We start from the raw sequence: 15,650 nt of genomic DNA, 5'->3' as shown, positions 1-15,650 counted from the left end.
GCAGACGCCGACAGTTGGCGTCGCCGCTTCATAGAACGGTCACGTTCTTACACTATTAATAGAGGCTCAGTCGTTCATTCCGGGCGACGTGCGTGGAGGTGGTTGGATTAATGATCCGTTGTCTACCGGTTGTTGGTTCTCAACAGCAGTGCCGTTCTGGCGCACATTCTTCAGCTATTTCCCGTCTTGTCTCTACTCCACCTTCCAGGTGTGATAAACACTTGGGCGCTACTCAGGATTCTCGGGCCGGTTAACGGTCGTCTGAAGAACTGAACAAGGGTAGCCTGCAGCCTTCCTGTGGGATGTTTCTTGACCCGATTCACGAGGTTTGAACAGGGTGTCTTACAATTATATGAGTGATAAACCGATCGCTGACCGCGAACGGCAGTTTTATTCGCTGCCGCAAGGGCGGTTTGTTGGGTTGTTCTCGCGGGTTGTAGCTGCGATAGTGGCTGACTGTATCGTCAGTACGGGATGTGAGGCGAGTAATGTCTGATGATCTGTTGATTCACCGTCCGCCAGCCGCGGGCGAACCTATATCTTTACGCTCCATGCAGGAGGTTGCCATGAATGACCGTGATGCCAGCAAGATGCTGCGCACTTATAACGTCGCCTACTGGGGCAACAATTATTATGACGTCAATGAACTGGGCCACATCAGCGTGTGCCCGGATCCGGACGTCCCTCAGGCGCGTGTCGATCTGGCTGAACTGGTTAAAGAGCGTCGCAAAGACGGCCAGCGTCTGCCGGCGCTGTTCTGCTTCCCGCAGATCCTTCAGCACCGCCTGCGTTCGATTAACGCGGCGTTCAAACGCGCGCGCGAGTCATTCGGTTATGAAGGCGGCTATTTCCTGGTTTACCCGATCAAGGTCAACCAGCACCGTCGCGTGATCGAATCCCTGGTCAACTCCGGCGAACCCTTGGGGCTGGAAGCCGGCTCCAAAGCTGAACTGATGGCGGTGCTGGCGCATGCCGGCATGACCCGTTCGGTCATCGTCTGTAACGGCTATAAAGACCGCGAATATATTCGTTTGGCGCTGATCGGTGAAAAACTGGGACACAAGGTGTACCTGGTAATCGAGAAGATGTCCGAGATCAACATGGTGCTGGAAGAGGCCGAACGCCTGAACGTGGTACCGCGTCTGGGCGTGCGTGCGCGTCTGGCGTCTCAGGGCTCCGGCAAATGGCAGTCGAGCGGTGGCGAAAAATCCAAGTTCGGTCTGGCGGCCATTCAGGTGCTGAAGCTGGTGGAAACCCTGCGCGAAGCGGGTCGTCTCGACAGCCTGCAACTGCTGCACTTCCACCTGGGTTCGCAACTGGCCAATATTCGCGACATCGCCACCGGCGTGCGTGAATCGGCGCGTTTCTACGTGGAATTGCACAAGCTGGGCGTTAACATCCAGTGCTTCGACGTGGGCGGCGGTCTGGGCGTGGATTATGAAGGCACCCGTTCGCAGTCCGACTGTTCGGTGAACTACGGCCTGAACGAATACGCCAACAACGTGATTTGGGGCATCGGCGACGCCTGTAATGAGCACGGTCTGCCGCACCCGACGGTGATCACCGAATCCGGCCGCGCGGTCACCGCGCACCATACGGTGCTGGTGTCCAACGTGATCGGCGTTGAACGCAACGAGTTCAGCGATCCTTTGCCGCCGGCGGAAGATGCGCCGCGTGCGCTGGAAAGCATGTGGGAAACCTGGCAGGAAATGAACGAGCCGGAGAACCGTCGCTCGTTGCGCGAATGGCTGCACGACAGCCAAATGGACCTGCATGACGTTCACACCCAGTACGCTCATGGCATGCTGGATCTGACCAAGCGCGCCTGGGCCGAGCAGTTGTATCTGAATATCTGCAACAAGATCCAGCAGCAGCTTGATCCAAGCAACCGTGCGCACCGTCCGATCATCGATGAACTGCAGGAACGTATGGCGGACAAGTTCTACGTCAACTTCTCGCTGTTCCAGTCCATGCCGGACGCCTGGGGTATCGATCAGCTGTTCCCGGTGCTGCCGCTGGAAGGGCTGGATAAGCCGCCGGAAGGCCGCGCGGTGCTGCTGGACATCACCTGTGACTCCGACGGTACTATCGATCACTACATCGACGGCGACGGTGTGGCGACCACGATGCCAATGCCGCCGTACGATCCGGAAAACCCGCCGGCGCTGGGCTTCTTTATGGTGGGCGCCTACCAGGAAATCCTCGGCAACATGCACAACCTGTTCGGTGATACCGCCTCGGTTGACGTGTTCGTCTTCCCGGACGGTACGGTAGAAACCGAGTTGTCCGACGAAGGCGACACCGTTGCCGACATGCTGGAATACGTGCAGCTCGATCCGATCGCGCTGCTGGCCAAATTCCGCGATCAGGTGAAAGAAACCGATCTGGACGATGAATTGCAGGCGCAGTTCGTCGAAGAGTTCGAAGCCGGTTTGTATGGTTATACCTATCTGGAAGACGAGTAAGTCATAGACCTGTCGGTTTTCAGATTGCCGCCTGTTTGGCGGTAGTCTGAAGTGACTGACCGGGTTAAATAATAAATGGGTGCATTTAGCACCCATTTACATTGACCTTCTATACTGGCCATTAACGTGGTTCCTACTTCTAAAGTGTCGGCTTTGATGAACATCCTCGGCCTTCATGGCCTGAGTCTGCATTCCTACCAGAGATACAGAGCATTGCCTTTGTTGTTAGCTTTATAATAACGTTTATTTCCCTTCAAAACGTCGATAAAGATAATCTACTGCCAGCATGGATACAGGCACATAGACAAGTATTATTTCCATGGAAATATCATTCAATGCATCAGATTGAGAGCACAAATAACCCAACGGGATACTTAGCAAGAAAGTTATAACTTCTAATATTATATAATTTCTTTTGTTTTTAATTGTCCGTGTTTTTTGCATGGGCATGATTTTTAAAATCATATTTATCAATCTCTATTTTTATATGAGTATGTGGTTTTAAATTCTTATGCTTACTATTTACCTTTTCGTTTTACATAATCCATTGCAAATAATTTATATTTATTCAGGTGCTTGTTTATAGTTCGATCTTAATTATTTAAGAAATGAGTTGGAGTGACAAACGTATATAATTTATCCCCCAGGTAAAGAGATCCTCATCACAAACTTCAAGCGCCGGGAACCTATGTTATACCCCCGTAAAGCACAATCGAGCGGAACGGTCACCTGTCTGCAAGATGCAGCGTATATACTTGCTAATGACGAACTGCCAGGAAGACGATGCGCGGGCTTGAAGCGCGAACCAAATACGGCGATAATCTGCCGCATCAGCAGTACCGAAACAGACATCGTATCAATCCCTTTCTCGTCGGGCTAACGACGCGGGAGGGATTTTTTTTTGCCAACGCCTGGTGATTTTACCGCAGGCGAAACGTTGAAATATGAGGGTTTACAATGAGCACGTTAGGCCATCAGTCCGATAATTCCTTAGTGTCCAACGCCTTTGGTTTCCTGCGCTTTCCGCTGAATTTCATGCCTTATGACAGCGATGCAGAGTGGGTCATCACCGGCATTCCATTCGATATGGCAACCTCCGGTCGCGCCGGTGGCCGTCATGGCCCTGCGGCGATCCGTCAGGTTTCCACCAATCTGGCGTGGGAAGGCAACCGCTGGCCGTGGAGCTTTGATCTTCGCGATCGTCTGAACGTGGTTGACTGCGGCGACATCGTGTTCAACTTCGGCGACGCTCAGGACATGAGCGACAGGCTGCAGGCGCACGCGGAGAAATTGCTGAAGGCCGGCAAACGCATGCTCTCATTCGGCGGTGACCACTTCGTCACGCTGCCGCTGCTGCGCGCGCACGCCAAACATTTCGGCAAACTGGCGCTGGTGCATTTTGACGCCCACACCGACACCTACGCCAACGGCAGCAAATACGACCACGGTACCATGTTCTTCCATGCGCCGAACGAAGGCCTGATTGATCCGAACCACTCGGTGCAGATCGGTATTCGTACCGAGTTCGATCACGACAACGGTTTTACCGTGTTGGATGCCGCACAGGTTAACGATCGCAGCGTGGACGACCTGTTGACGCAGATCAAACAGATCGTCGGCGATATGCCAGTGTACCTGACCTTCGACATCGACTGCCTGGATCCGGCGTTCGCACCGGGCACCGGCACCCCGGTGATCGGCGGCCTGACCTCCGATCGCGCGCTGAAACTGGTACGCGGCATGCAGTCTCTGAACATCGTCGGCATGGACGTGGTAGAAGTGGCGCCAGCCTATGACCAATCCGAAATCACTGCGCTGGCCGCGGCGACTCTGGGCCTGGAAATGCTGTATCTGCAAGCCGCTAAAAAAACGAAATAAGTTCCTAATAGTATTAACAGGCGGCTACGGGCTGTAAACCGAGTCGTTTGTAACTGTACCATAGAGAAATACACACAACCGGTATCTATATACCCTATGGATTTCAAGTCACAGCTAGGCACCCAGCTCGCTCATCCCCAGGAGCTTACTTTTGTAAGTGACTGGGGGGAGTGACAAATCTGTCGGGAACAGATTTGAACGCTGCTTGCAGCGGCCCCGAAGGGGCAAGGCCCAGGGATGGGTCTTGTAAGCAGGTAACAACGCTGTGGCTTGAAAGACGACGGGTATGGAGAAAACATGCTGACCAAGCCTTCAACACGTCTTAACAAATATATCAGCGAGAGCGGTATCTGCTCCCGCCGCGATGCCGATCGTTACATTGAGCAAGGCAACGTTTTTATCAATGGCAAGCGCGTTGCGCTTGGCGATCGAGTGTTTCCAGGGGACGTGGTCAAGGTCAATGGCCAATTGATTGAACCCCGCAACGAAGACAACCTGATCTTCATTGCGCTCAACAAACCGGTGGGTATTGTCAGCACCACGGAAGAGGGCGAGAAAGACAATATTGTCGATTTCGTAAACCACAGCACCCGCATCTTCCCGATCGGCCGTTTGGATAAAGATTCGCAGGGGTTGATCTTCCTGACCAACCACGGCGATCTGGTCAACAAGATCCTGCGCGCAGGCAACGACCACGAGAAAGAATATCGGGTTACGGTCCACAAACCGGTGACCGACGATTTTATCCGTGGCCTGGGGGCCGGCGTGCCGATGCTGGGTACGGTGACTAAAAAGTGCAAGGTAAAGAAAGAAGCGCCATTTGTCTTTCGCATCGTGCTGGTTCAGGGGCTTAACCGCCAGATCCGCCGCATGTGCGAGCATTTTGGCTATGAAGTGACCAAGCTGGAACGCACTCGCATTATGAATGTCAGCATGGCCGGGCTGCCGCCGGGTGAATGGCGCGATTTAACGGATGACGAACTGGTCGAACTGTTTAAATCGATTGAGGATTCCTCCTCAGAAGCCAAGCCGGCTAAGAAGGCCAAACCTGCGGTGAAAAAACCGGCCGGCAGTGCGCCGAAAAGCGCCGAGAAATCTGCTGGCAATGCGGCTGCCCGCAAGCGTTTTGCCCAGCCAGGCCGCAAGAAGAAAGGCCGCTGAGTGGTAAAGAATCCCCGTTAGCCACCGCGTCGGGTGGTTTTAAATAGCGATAATGAAACGCCCCCGGTCTTGATGATCGGGGGCGTTTTGCTTTAGGTCACCCGCTCTCGCCAACAAAAACGACAGAACCCCATTAACGACTTCTTAATATATAAACTCACTATGAAAAGCATGCCTGATATCGGTTTTTCATATCGGTGCATTTTTTCGTGATCCCTTCCACACTTGTTACGATCAAACAACCTTTCATTAACATTTGCCGCTTTGCTCCCTTGACGAAAGTTTCGCCAGACTTATAGTGAGTGTATTAAATAAGAAACTGAGTTTCATATATGAAACAATCAGATAGAGGACAGAAGCAATGAGCTGGAAGAACGTGTGTGAAGTGTCTCAGGTGAAAGAAGATTTTCCTTTCTCCGCCAACGTGGAAGGGAAAGAAGTCGGGGTGTATCTGATCGACGGCAACTATTACGCGCTGGAAGACGTTTGCCCACATGCTTATGCCTTGCTCAGCCAAGGGTTTGTCGATGACGGCAAGATCGAGTGTCCGTTGCACGAAGCGCTGTTCGACGTGCGTACCGGTCAGTGTCTGCGCGAGCCTGGCGGCCGTGATCTGCAAACCTATCCCACCCGGGTGATAGACAATCAAATCCAAATCACCTTTATTGCGGAGGAGTAATCATGCAGCACATCACCGATTTCAATCCCTGGCTACCGGACACCCAACAGGTGATCCCGGCACGCGTTGGCGGCAACGGCCAGATCCACCAACCTGGCCAATTCCAAAACGTCATCTGGCAGAACCGCAGCCGGGTACCGGACGGTTTCGAAACTGCGCTGGTCGCGGCGTTGGAAGACATCTTCGAGCAGGGTGCGGAAGAGCTTGAGCAGATCGTCAGCGCGCTGAACCAGCGCCGCCTGTTTGATCGCAACGGCCAGCCGTGGAATGAGGCGGCGTTCCGTGAATTCCTTCACGTTAACGGTTACTGAGCAGCCCGGGAGAAGGCAATGATAGCAAATACAACATCCTCCGCACAGACTTTGCAGGACTATCTCGATCAGGGGCTGCGCGGCATGTGGTACCCGGTGCTGGCCAGTTGGGAAGTGGGCAATAATCCGGTAGGCATTACGCGTCTTGAGCAGCAGATTGTGGTGTGGCGCGACGGTGAAGGCGCGATCCACGCGCTGGAAGATCGTTGCCCGCATCGCGGTGCGCGGCTTTCGATGGGCTGGAATCTGGGTGATCGCATCGCCTGCTGGTATCACGGCGTGGAAGTCGGCGGCGACGGTACGGTCAAAGACGTGCCTGCGGTCGATCGCTGCCCGCTGGTGGGGCAGAAATGCCTGCGTTCTTACCCGGCCAAAGAGGCCTACGGCGCCGTGTTCCTTTATTTCGGCATCACCGCCGACGAAGCGCCGCCGGAGCTGACCTTCCCGCAGGAACTGGCAGATGAGGCGGCCTACAGCAACTTCCTGTGCACTGCCAGCTGGGACTGCAACTATCAGTATGCATTGGAAAACGTCATGGATCCGATGCACGGTACCTATCTGCATTCTTCTTCGCATTCGATGGCAGAAGGGGATCGCAAGGCGGACATGGCGCTGGAGCCGACCGATACCGGGTTCATCTTTAAGAAGAATGGCCAGATCGGCGTCAACTTTGACTGGGTAGAGTTCGGCAGCAGCGGTGCCTACTGGATGCGGCTGTCGATCCCGTACAAAAAACGCTTTGGGCCGGGCGGCCACTTCTGGATCATCGGCATGGTGGTGCCGGAAGATAAAGATCATTGCCGGGTATTCTTCTGGCGTATCCGCAAGGTCAAAGACTGGCAACGCGACATCTGGCGCTTTATGTACCGCAACCGGCTGGAAGCACTGCATTGGGACGTACTGGAACAAGATCGCATCGTGCTGGAGAACATGGCGCCAAACGCGCGTGGCCGTGAATATTTGTATCAGCATGACGTCGGTCTTTCCCGCCTGCGCCGCATGATGCAGAAAGAGGCGCAAAAACAACTGGCGATGCTCGCCGAACAGGAGGCTGCGCAGTGAACGGCCTGCTGGCGGGAAAACGCATTGTGGTGACCGGCGCGGCGCGCGGTCTGGGCTGTAGCTTTGCCGGGGCCATCGCCCAGGCGGGCGGCCGGGTGGTGATGTGCGATATTCTGGCGGATGAATTGGCGGACAGCGCCGCCAGCCTGCGTGAGCAGGGGGCCGAGGTGGAAACGCAGGTTATCGATCTGGCGTCGCCGGACTCGATCACCGCCACGTTCAGTGCCATTGCCGAAGGCGGTACGATCGACGGGCTGGTGAACAACGCGGCGCTGGCGACCGGTGTCGGCGGTAAAACCATGATGGAATACGATATTGATCTGTGGGATCGGGTCATGCAGGTTAACGTGCGCGGCACCTGGTTGGTGAGCCAGGCCGCGGTGCCGCTGCTGGCGCAAAACCCGCATGCCAAGATCGTCAACGTGGCTTCGGATACCGCGCTGTGGGGCGCACCGCGCTTGATGGCCTATGTGGCCAGCAAAGGGGCGATTATCTCGATGACCCGCTCGATGGCGCGTGAACTGGGCCCGCAGGGGATTTGCGTTAACGCCATCGCACCGGGCCTGACGCGGGTAGAAGCTACCGAATATGTGCCCGCCGAGCGCCACCAACTGTACGAACAGGGCCGGGCGCTGGCCGGGGCGCAACATCCTGACGACGTGAACGGTACGGTGCTTTATCTGCTGTCGCCGCTGGCGAATTTCGTGACCGGTCAACTGTTGCCGGTTAATGGCGGCTTTGTCTTTAACTAATCTACATTTTAGCCAGGAGCAGCACATGGCAGACGATCAAGCGTGTAAGTATCTGATCCCGGGGCTGGATCGCGGGTTACAGCTGCTGCTGGCGTTTGGCGAGCAGCACAAGGAAATGACCTTTGCAGAATTACATCGCCTGGTCGATATGCCGAAGGCGACCGCCTACCGCGTGGTGCAAACGCTGGAGCATCTGGGTTTTCTGGAGCGTAATCCGCGCACCAACACCTTTGCACTGGGCATCAAGGTGCTGCGGCTCGGTTTTGAATATATCGCCTCGCTGGACGTGGCGCAGGCCGGCCAACCGGTGATCGAACAGCTGCGTGATCGCAGCCAATGCAGCAGTCACCTGGCGATCCGCGATGAGCGTGACGTGATCTACATCGCCCGCGTCAGTGCCGCCGGTTCGCAAATCAATCAGGTCAGTGTCGGCACTCGCCTGCCGGTACATCAGACTTCGCTCGGCCGCATGCTGCTGACCAGCGCCACCCGCGAAGAGTTCGAGCTGCTGTACCCGCAAGAACAATTGCCGGGCAGCGGGCCGGGCACCCCGGCGGATCGTGAAGTCTTGTGGCAAATGGTTCAGCAGGACAAGGCGCGCGGCTATGTGATCGGCGAATCGTTTTTCCGCCACGGCATCTCTTCGATCGTCTATCCGATTTTCAACCGCGAGCAGCGGGTTGAGGCCGTGGTCAGCATTATGGTGCCGTTCGATGAGATCCCGAAAGCGGATCGCGAACGGCTGCGCAAGGAGGTGCGGGATGCCGCAGAGAAAATCTCCGGCTTCCTGGGCGCACCGCCGCAGGCAAACGTCGGTTAACTGACGGCACCGACTCTTTTACTCAGGCAGGGATAAGGCTCACAGCTATCAGGGGCCGGGGTTCGATCATGCCTGAAAAACGCATTCAGCGAGAACGTGAGGCACAATAATGAGCGTAATCGGAATCGAAAAACTGGAATTTGGCGTCGAAGATCTGCCAACTTGCGAAAAGTTCATGCAGGACTTCGGCCTGCAGGCGGCGCAGCAGCATTGGGGGGAACGCCGGCGCGAATTCACTACCCTGAGCGGTGCGCGCGTGGTGCTGCATCCGTTGCAGAGCGAAGTATTGCCGGCGGCGTTCGAGGGTGGCTCCACTCTGCGCCGCATGACCTGGGGCGTCGACAGCCCGAGCGAATTGGCGGCCCTGGCGCCGTTGCTGGCGCAGATGCCGGGTTTCCGTCAGGTGGGGGAAGAGCTGGAGTGCCGCGATCCGAACGGCATGACGCTGCGTTTTAGCGTCAGCCAACAGCGCGATGTCGAGTTGCCGGTATCGCCGATCAACCAATGGGGCGACGTGCGCCGCATCGATCAGCCCAGCCCGGTGTATGCGCAGGCGCAGCCGATCAACATCGGCCACGTGGTGTTCTTCGTCGAGGATCTTGCCGCCACCGAAAAATTTTACCGTGAAGTGCTGGGTTTTCAGGTCTCGGATCGCTATATCGATCGCGCGGTGTTCCTGCGGACCCAGGCGCGCGGCGGCCATCACAATCTGTTCCTGCTGAAACTGCCTAATCGCCCGCGCGGGCTGAATCACGTGGCCTTTACCGTGCGCGACATCCACGAGGTGATCGGCGGCGGCATCGCCATGAACAAAGAGAAGTGGAGCACTTTTATCGGCCCTGGCCGCCACCCGATTTCCTCGGCCTATTTCTGGTACGTCAACAGCCCGACCGGCGGTGCATTCGAGTACTACACCAACGACGATTATCTGACCGAAAACTGGCAACCGCGCGAATTGGAGCACTCACTGGTGTCGTTCACCGAGTGGGCGGTGGAAGGCGGTATCGACCACGATACGCGGCGCCAGCAGAAAAAACCGGAGGCGCTATGAGCCAGCCAGTGCAGGCGGGCATCGTGATTATCGGCGGCGGGCAGGCCGGCGGTTGGGCGGCGAAAACGTTGCGCGATCGGGGTTATGCGGGCCGGCTGACGGTGATCAGCGACGAACCCTATGATTTTTACGAACGCCCGCCGCTTTCCAAGGCGGCGTTGCTGGACGGCAATGCGCCGCTCAGCAGGCTGTTCAGCGAGCAGGTGGTCGCCGGGTTGAACATCGACTGGTGTCGCCCGTTGCGTGCCGAAGCCATTGATGGGCAGCAGCAAATCGTCACGCTTAGCGACGGGCGGCAGTTGCAGTTTGATCAACTGTTGATTGCCACCGGCGGTCGGCCACGCTTGCCGGACGCCCGTTGGGCCAGCCACCCGCGTGTGATGACGCTGCGCTCCTGGGACGATGCGGCAAAACTGCGCCAGGCGTTGCAAGGGTGTCGCCAGTTGGCGATCGTCGGCGGCGGCTGGATTGGGCTTGAGATCGCCGCTTCCGCCCGGCGGCTCGGTGCCGAGGTGACGGTGTTTGAGCGCCAGCCCACGTTATGCATGCGCAGTGTAGGCGCGGATGTTTCACAGGCGTTGCTCGAGCTGCATCAGCAGCAGGGCGTAACGGTACGCTGCGGCTGCGGCGAGATCTCGCTGGAAGATCGCGACGGCGCTGCGTGGATCGGCAGTGAAAGCAGCGATCCTCAGGCTTTCGATCTGGTGGTCGTGGGCATCGGCGTCGAGCTTAACCTCGAGCTGGCGCACAGTGCCGGGCTGAAGGTTGACGCCGGTATCGTGATCGACGGCCAGGGGCGCACCAGCCACCCGGCCATCTTCGCCGCCGGCGATGTGGCGCGCCACCCGACGCTTGGCCTGTGCCTGCAGTCCTGGGCCTATGCGCAGAATCAGGCGATCAGCACCGCTTGCGCGATGCTGGATGCCTTTGCCGCCCCTTACAACGACGTGGCCTGGCTGTGGTCGGATCAATACGACACCAATATTCAGATCCTCGGCGTGCCGATCGGCGGGGTGCATCACGTGCTGCGCCGCACGCCGCAGTCGCAGGTGTTCTTTACGCTCAACGCCGACCGTCAGTTGGTGCAGATGGTGGCGTTTAACGACGCCCGCACCATCAAGCTGGGTAAACGCTGGCTGGCCAGCGGGCGGGTGCTGGAGCCGCAGCAGTTGGCGGACGCGGAATTTTCTCTGATGGCGTTGAAATAACGCCCGAACCTCGGGAGCGTTTCATGACTACGCAAGACATTGACGCCCGCGCTGGACGGGTGGGGGATGCCGTTGCCGAAAATCCGCAACAGCGGGTGCGCTGGTCGGTGCCTATCGCGCTGTTCGCCTGCGTCCTGCTGGCATTTTTCGACAAGATCAGCATTGCGGCGCTGTTTTCCGACAGCGAGTTCCAGCAGGCGCTGGGCATCAGTTTTGATCCGGCTCGGCTCGGCTTGCTGATGAGTGCATTTTTGTTCTCTTACGGCATATCTTCCATGCTGTTGAGCGGCATTGGCGACCGTCTGAATCCGGTTAAGGTGCTGATCGGCATGATGGTGGTGTGGGGCGTGCTGATGGTGTTGATGGGGTTGTCCCGTTCTTATCACACCATGATGACGCTGCGCATCCTGCTCGGCATCGCGGAAGGGCCACTGCTGCCGATGGCGTACGCCATTATCCGCCAGGCTTTCCCACAGCGCTTGCAGGCGCGAGCGACCATGTTATGGCTGCTTGGCACGCCGCTGGGGGCTGCACTCGGTTTTCCGGTCACGCTGTATATCCTCAACACCTTCGATTGGCAAACCACCTTCTTCTTTATGGCGTTTCTGACGTTGCCGGTGATGCTGTTGGTGCTGTTTGGCATGCGTCATCTGAACGTGGCGCGCCCGGCGGCCAAAACCGATGCACAACCTGTGGCGGTAGAGCGTAAACAGCAGCGCCGGGAACTTTTGCGCAATCCGCATTTCTGGATGATTTGCCTGTTTAACATCGCCTTCCTGACCTACCTGTGGGGGATGAACGGCTGGCTGCCCAGCTACCTGATCAAGGGGAAAGGCATCCATCTGGAACACGCCGGTTACCTGTCATCATTACCGTTTATCGCCATGCTGCTTGGCGAGGTGGTCGGTGCCTGGCTGTCGGACAAGCTGGATCGTCGCGCTCTGGCCTGTTTTATCTCACTGTGCGGCGCCGGGCTGGGGCTGGCCGTGGTACTGCATCTGCAGGGCACTTACAGCGTGATTGCCGCGATGGCTTTCAGCACCTTTATGTGGGGCGCCGGCGCACCGAACATCTTTGCGCTGCTGGCGAAAGCGACCAGCAGCAAGGTCAGCGCCACCGCAGGCGGTATTTTTAACGGATTGGGCAATTTTGCCGGCGCGCTGGCGCCGGTGCTGATGGGGGCGCTGATCGCCGCCAGCGGCAACATGGATAACGGCCTGCTGTTCCTGGTGGTGATGGCTTTCATCGGCTGCATCATCCTGCTGCCGTTGCTGAAAAAATACTGATTTATCTATGGCTATAGAGGAGTAACAACATGTCCCAGGTTGAGAAACAAGCCGGCGTCAAGCCGCAGGAACAGTCGATAGAGAATTGGGTGGAATCACGTATCGCCCGCTTTGAAGGCCGTAAATATGACTGGAACGCGTTGAAGTTCCAGGCCGACTACGACCCGAAATACCGTCGTGCGCAGATGCGTTACATCGGCACCGGTGCTACCGGGGTGGTTAACGACACCAACACCATTCCTGCGGGCAACTTCACCTTCTCCACCATGGTGCTGCCGTCAAAATGCGAAGGGCCGCTGCATCTGCACGATGATGTGGAAGAGGTGTTCTTTATGCTGAAAGGCAGCATCACGCTGATGATCCAGGACGGCACGGAATACTACGAAACCAAGCTGAAAGAGCGTGATCTGATCTCGGTACCGGCCGGTGTCTACCGTGGGTTGTTCAACCACGGTGAGGAAGAGGCGCTGATGTGCGTGATGCTTGGCACGGCCAAACCGGAAACGCCGACCTACCCGGCCGATCACCCGTTATCCAAAGTGAAGCGTAACTGATGAACGGCCTGGCACAACGTCAGCAGCGGCGCTGCGGGGGGTATTCCCTCAGTTGGCGCGAAGCGGGACAGGGCCGACCCGTGGTGTTGCTGCACGGTATCAGCTCCGGTTCAGCTTCGTGGATCAAGCAGTTTAACGACGCTGGATTGATCGACGGCCACCGTCTGCTGGCCTGGGACGCTCCCGGCTATGGCGGCAGCCTGCCGCTGGCCTCCGCCGAGCCGGACGCTGCCGCCTATGCCGCTGCGTTGGCTGCGCTGGTGGCTGAGCTGGGACTGGAGCAGCCGCTGATTGTTGGCCACTCGCTCGGCGCGTTGATCGCCAGTGCCTATGCCGCAGGTTATCCGGACGGGTTGTGCGGGCTGGTGTTGGCGGACCCCGCACAGGGCTATGCCACGGCGCCTGAGGAAAAACGCCGGCAGGTTTACGGCCAGCGCAAACAGATGATTGAAACGCTGGGGCCGCTGGGCTACGGCGAACAGCGGGCGGCTGCGCTGCTGAGTGACGAGGCGTCGGAACAGGATATCGCCTGGGTGCGCAATGGCATGCAGCAGCTCGATCCTGAGGGTTTCCTCAGCGCCGCCTGGATGCTGGCCAACGAGGATATCGGCCGCTATTTGACGCGCTATCGCGGTCCGCTGGAAGTGTGGTGCGGTGATAAAGATCGCATCACGCCCCCCGAGGCGGCCGCGAGGCTGGCGCAACGGCATGACGCGCCGCTGCGCCTGATTGACGGCGCAGGGCATGCCAGCTATCTGGAGGCGCCGGCGCTGTTTAACCGCTATCTGCAGGATTTTACGGGAGCAATTCAACCATGAATTTTCAGCTTGAGGATCGGGTCGCGGTCGTCACCGGCGGCTCGTCGGGCATTGGCTTCGAAACCCTGCGTCTGCTGTTGGCGGAAGGGGCGAAGGTAGCGTTTTGCGGCCGCAATGCGGACAAACTGGCTGGTGCGGAGGCCAGCCTGCGCAATGAATTCCCGCAGGCGCAAGTGCTGGCGCTGTGCTGCGACGTGCTCGATGAGCAGCAGGTGGCACAGTTCGCCGAACGGGTGACGGCGCATTTCGGCGGCATTGATCTGTTGATCAATAACGCCGGCCAGGGATTCGTCGCCCATTTTGACCAAACGCCGCGCGCCGCCTGGCTGCATGAGGCGGAGCTGAAGCTGTTCGGCGTGATTAACCCGGTGCAGGCGTTTCTACCGGCTCTGGAGCGCTCGGACATTGCCTCAATCACCTGCGTGAATTCGCTGCTGGCGCTGCAGCCGGAAGAACACATGATCGCCACCTCGGCGGCGCGCGCCGCGCTGTTAAACCTGACGCTGACGCTGTCGAAAGAGCTGGTGGAGAAGGGCATTCGCGTTAATTCGATTCTGCTGGGCATGGTCGAGTCCGGTCAGTGGCGGCGGCGTTTCGAGGAGCGCAGCGACAAGGATCAAAGCTGGGAGCAATGGACGGCGGCGATCGCCGAACGGCGCGGCATTCCGATGAAACGCCTCGGTAAGCCGCAGGAACCGGCGCGGGCGTTGCTGTTCCTTGCCTCGCCGTTAGCGTCCTTTACCACCGGCGCGGCGCTCGACGTCTCCGGCGGATTTAACCGCCACCTGTAATGGCTGGGAGCTGAAAAATGAAGAACATCATGATGATTGGCTACGGCGCGATGGCGAAAGAAGTGCTTTCCCGCTTGCCGGAGGGCGTCTGCGTCGGCTGGATTGTGGCACGCGCGGCCCATCATGCGGCTATCAATAGCGCTTTCGACGGCAAAGTGCAGGCTTTGACGCACCCGGATCACTGTACCGGGCAGCCGGATCTGGTGCTGGAGTGCGCCAGCCAGCAGGCGGTGGCGGAGTTTGGCGAGGCGGTGGTGAAACGCGGATGGTCGTTGGCGGTGATCTCTACCGGTGCGCTGGCAGATGCGGCGCTGCAGCTCAGGTTGCAACAGGCCGGGCGGCAATATCAGGGGAGGGTGATCGTGCTGTCCGGTGCAGTGGCGGGGATGGACGGGTTGGCGTCGGCGCGCGAGGGCGGGCTGGACAGCGTCACCTATCAGGCCAGTAAAAGCCCCGCCAGCTGGCGCGGCAGCCTGGCGGAAAAACTGATCGATCTCGATACGGTCAGCGAGGCGCGGGTGTTCTTTGAAGGTTCGGCACGCGAAGCGGCGCGGCTGTTTCCGGCCAATGCCAACGTGGCGGCGACCATCGCGCTGAACGGGCTGGGCATGGACGCTACGCGGGTACGATTGCAGGTCGATCCGCACACCCGGCGCAATACTCACCGGCTGCAGGTGTGCGGCAGCTTCGGTGAGTTCCATATTGAGCTGAGCGGCAACCCGCTGGCGAGCAATCCCAAGACATCAACCCTGGCGGCGCTGAGCGCGGTACAAGCCTGTCGCCGTCTGATCGACGGTGGCTTTATTGCCTGAAC

General features: G+C 58.0%; 16 protein-coding genes. All 16 read left to right on the top strand.

Annotated elements, in window-relative coordinates:
- Positions 1–352: 352 nt before the first annotated feature.
- The 16 genes from SERAS12_RS26755 (at position 353) to SERAS12_RS20805 (ending at position 15,648) form a co-directional block, all read left to right on the top strand.
- Positions 353–496, top strand: coding sequence for a virulence promoting factor (locus SERAS12_RS26755; RefSeq protein WP_006327842.1), 144 nt, complete (start codon positions 353–355; stop codon positions 494–496).
- Complete coding sequence (gene speA / locus SERAS12_RS20875) at positions 489–2,465, top strand: biosynthetic arginine decarboxylase (protein WP_004947831.1); 1,977 nt, start codon at positions 489–491, stop codon at positions 2,463–2,465. The genes SERAS12_RS26755 and speA overlap by 8 nt, the downstream gene beginning before the upstream one ends.
- A 957-nt stretch (positions 2,466–3,422) precedes the next feature.
- The gene (gene speB / locus SERAS12_RS20870; protein ID WP_013814443.1) at positions 3,423–4,343 is read left to right on the top strand and encodes an agmatinase; all 921 of its coding nucleotides are present in this window, start codon (positions 3,423–3,425) and stop codon (positions 4,341–4,343) included.
- Positions 4,344–4,640: 297 nt separating this feature from the next.
- Positions 4,641–5,504, top strand: a complete 864-nt coding sequence (rluF, locus tag SERAS12_RS20865) for a 23S rRNA pseudouridine(2604) synthase RluF (protein WP_013814442.1) — start codon at positions 4,641–4,643, stop codon at positions 5,502–5,504.
- A gap of 361 nt (positions 5,505–5,865) precedes the next feature.
- Positions 5,866–6,183, top strand: coding sequence for a non-heme iron oxygenase ferredoxin subunit (locus tag SERAS12_RS20860; protein WP_004947822.1), 318 nt, complete (start codon positions 5,866–5,868; stop codon positions 6,181–6,183).
- A 2-nt stretch (positions 6,184–6,185) separates the two neighbouring features.
- Positions 6,186–6,494, top strand: coding sequence for a recombinase-like helix-turn-helix domain-containing protein (locus SERAS12_RS20855; protein ID WP_013814441.1), 309 nt, complete (start codon positions 6,186–6,188; stop codon positions 6,492–6,494).
- Between the two features lie 18 nt (positions 6,495–6,512).
- Positions 6,513–7,556 (top strand): aromatic ring-hydroxylating dioxygenase subunit alpha, encoded by a 1,044-nt coding sequence (locus SERAS12_RS20850; RefSeq protein WP_013814440.1) that lies wholly within the window; start codon positions 6,513–6,515, stop codon positions 7,554–7,556.
- Positions 7,553–8,308, top strand: coding sequence for an SDR family oxidoreductase (locus SERAS12_RS20845; RefSeq protein ID WP_013814439.1), 756 nt, complete (start codon positions 7,553–7,555; stop codon positions 8,306–8,308). Before SERAS12_RS20850 ends, SERAS12_RS20845 begins: the two co-directional genes overlap by 4 nt.
- Positions 8,309–8,333: 25 nt before the next feature.
- The gene (locus SERAS12_RS20840; RefSeq protein WP_013814438.1) at positions 8,334–9,128 is read left to right on the top strand and encodes an IclR family transcriptional regulator; all 795 of its coding nucleotides are present in this window, start codon (positions 8,334–8,336) and stop codon (positions 9,126–9,128) included.
- Positions 9,129–9,237: 109 nt separating this feature from the next.
- On the top strand, positions 9,238–10,179 hold the full coding sequence (locus SERAS12_RS20835) for a VOC family protein (RefSeq protein ID WP_013814437.1): 942 nt from the start codon (positions 9,238–9,240) through the stop codon (positions 10,177–10,179).
- Positions 10,176–11,387 carry an NAD(P)/FAD-dependent oxidoreductase gene (locus SERAS12_RS20830; RefSeq protein ID WP_013814436.1) on the top strand — a complete coding sequence of 404 codons (1,212 nt, stop codon included), beginning with the start codon at positions 10,176–10,178 and terminating at the stop codon, positions 11,385–11,387. Before SERAS12_RS20835 ends, SERAS12_RS20830 begins: the two co-directional genes overlap by 4 nt.
- A gap of 23 nt (positions 11,388–11,410) precedes the next feature.
- Entirely contained in the window at positions 11,411–12,673 is a 1,263-nt protein-coding gene (locus SERAS12_RS20825) for an MFS transporter (RefSeq protein WP_013814435.1), read from the top strand.
- A 29-nt stretch (positions 12,674–12,702) separates the two neighbouring features.
- Positions 12,703–13,227 (top strand): cupin domain-containing protein, encoded by a 525-nt coding sequence (locus SERAS12_RS20820; protein ID WP_013814434.1) that lies wholly within the window; start codon positions 12,703–12,705, stop codon positions 13,225–13,227.
- Positions 13,227–14,045: an alpha/beta fold hydrolase gene (locus SERAS12_RS20815; protein ID WP_013814433.1), complete on the top strand. Its 819-nt coding sequence runs from the start codon at positions 13,227–13,229 to the stop codon at positions 14,043–14,045. The genes SERAS12_RS20820 and SERAS12_RS20815 overlap by 1 nt, the downstream gene beginning before the upstream one ends.
- Positions 14,042–14,836 carry an SDR family oxidoreductase gene (locus SERAS12_RS20810; RefSeq protein WP_013814432.1) on the top strand — a complete coding sequence of 265 codons (795 nt, stop codon included), beginning with the start codon at positions 14,042–14,044 and terminating at the stop codon, positions 14,834–14,836. The genes SERAS12_RS20815 and SERAS12_RS20810 overlap by 4 nt, the downstream gene beginning before the upstream one ends.
- A 17-nt stretch (positions 14,837–14,853) precedes the next feature.
- Positions 14,854–15,648 carry an aspartate dehydrogenase gene (locus tag SERAS12_RS20805; protein WP_004947791.1) on the top strand — a complete coding sequence of 265 codons (795 nt, stop codon included), beginning with the start codon at positions 14,854–14,856 and terminating at the stop codon, positions 15,646–15,648.
- Positions 15,649–15,650: the final 2 nt, after the last annotated feature.

The sequence above is a fragment of the Serratia sp. AS12 genome, assembly GCF_000214195.1.
In the GTDB taxonomy this organism is placed as follows: Bacteria; Pseudomonadota; Gammaproteobacteria; order Enterobacterales; family Enterobacteriaceae; genus Serratia; species Serratia plymuthica.
The sequence above is the reverse complement of the archived record's forward strand: the minus strand, read 5'-3'. Positions and strand labels throughout refer to the sequence as shown.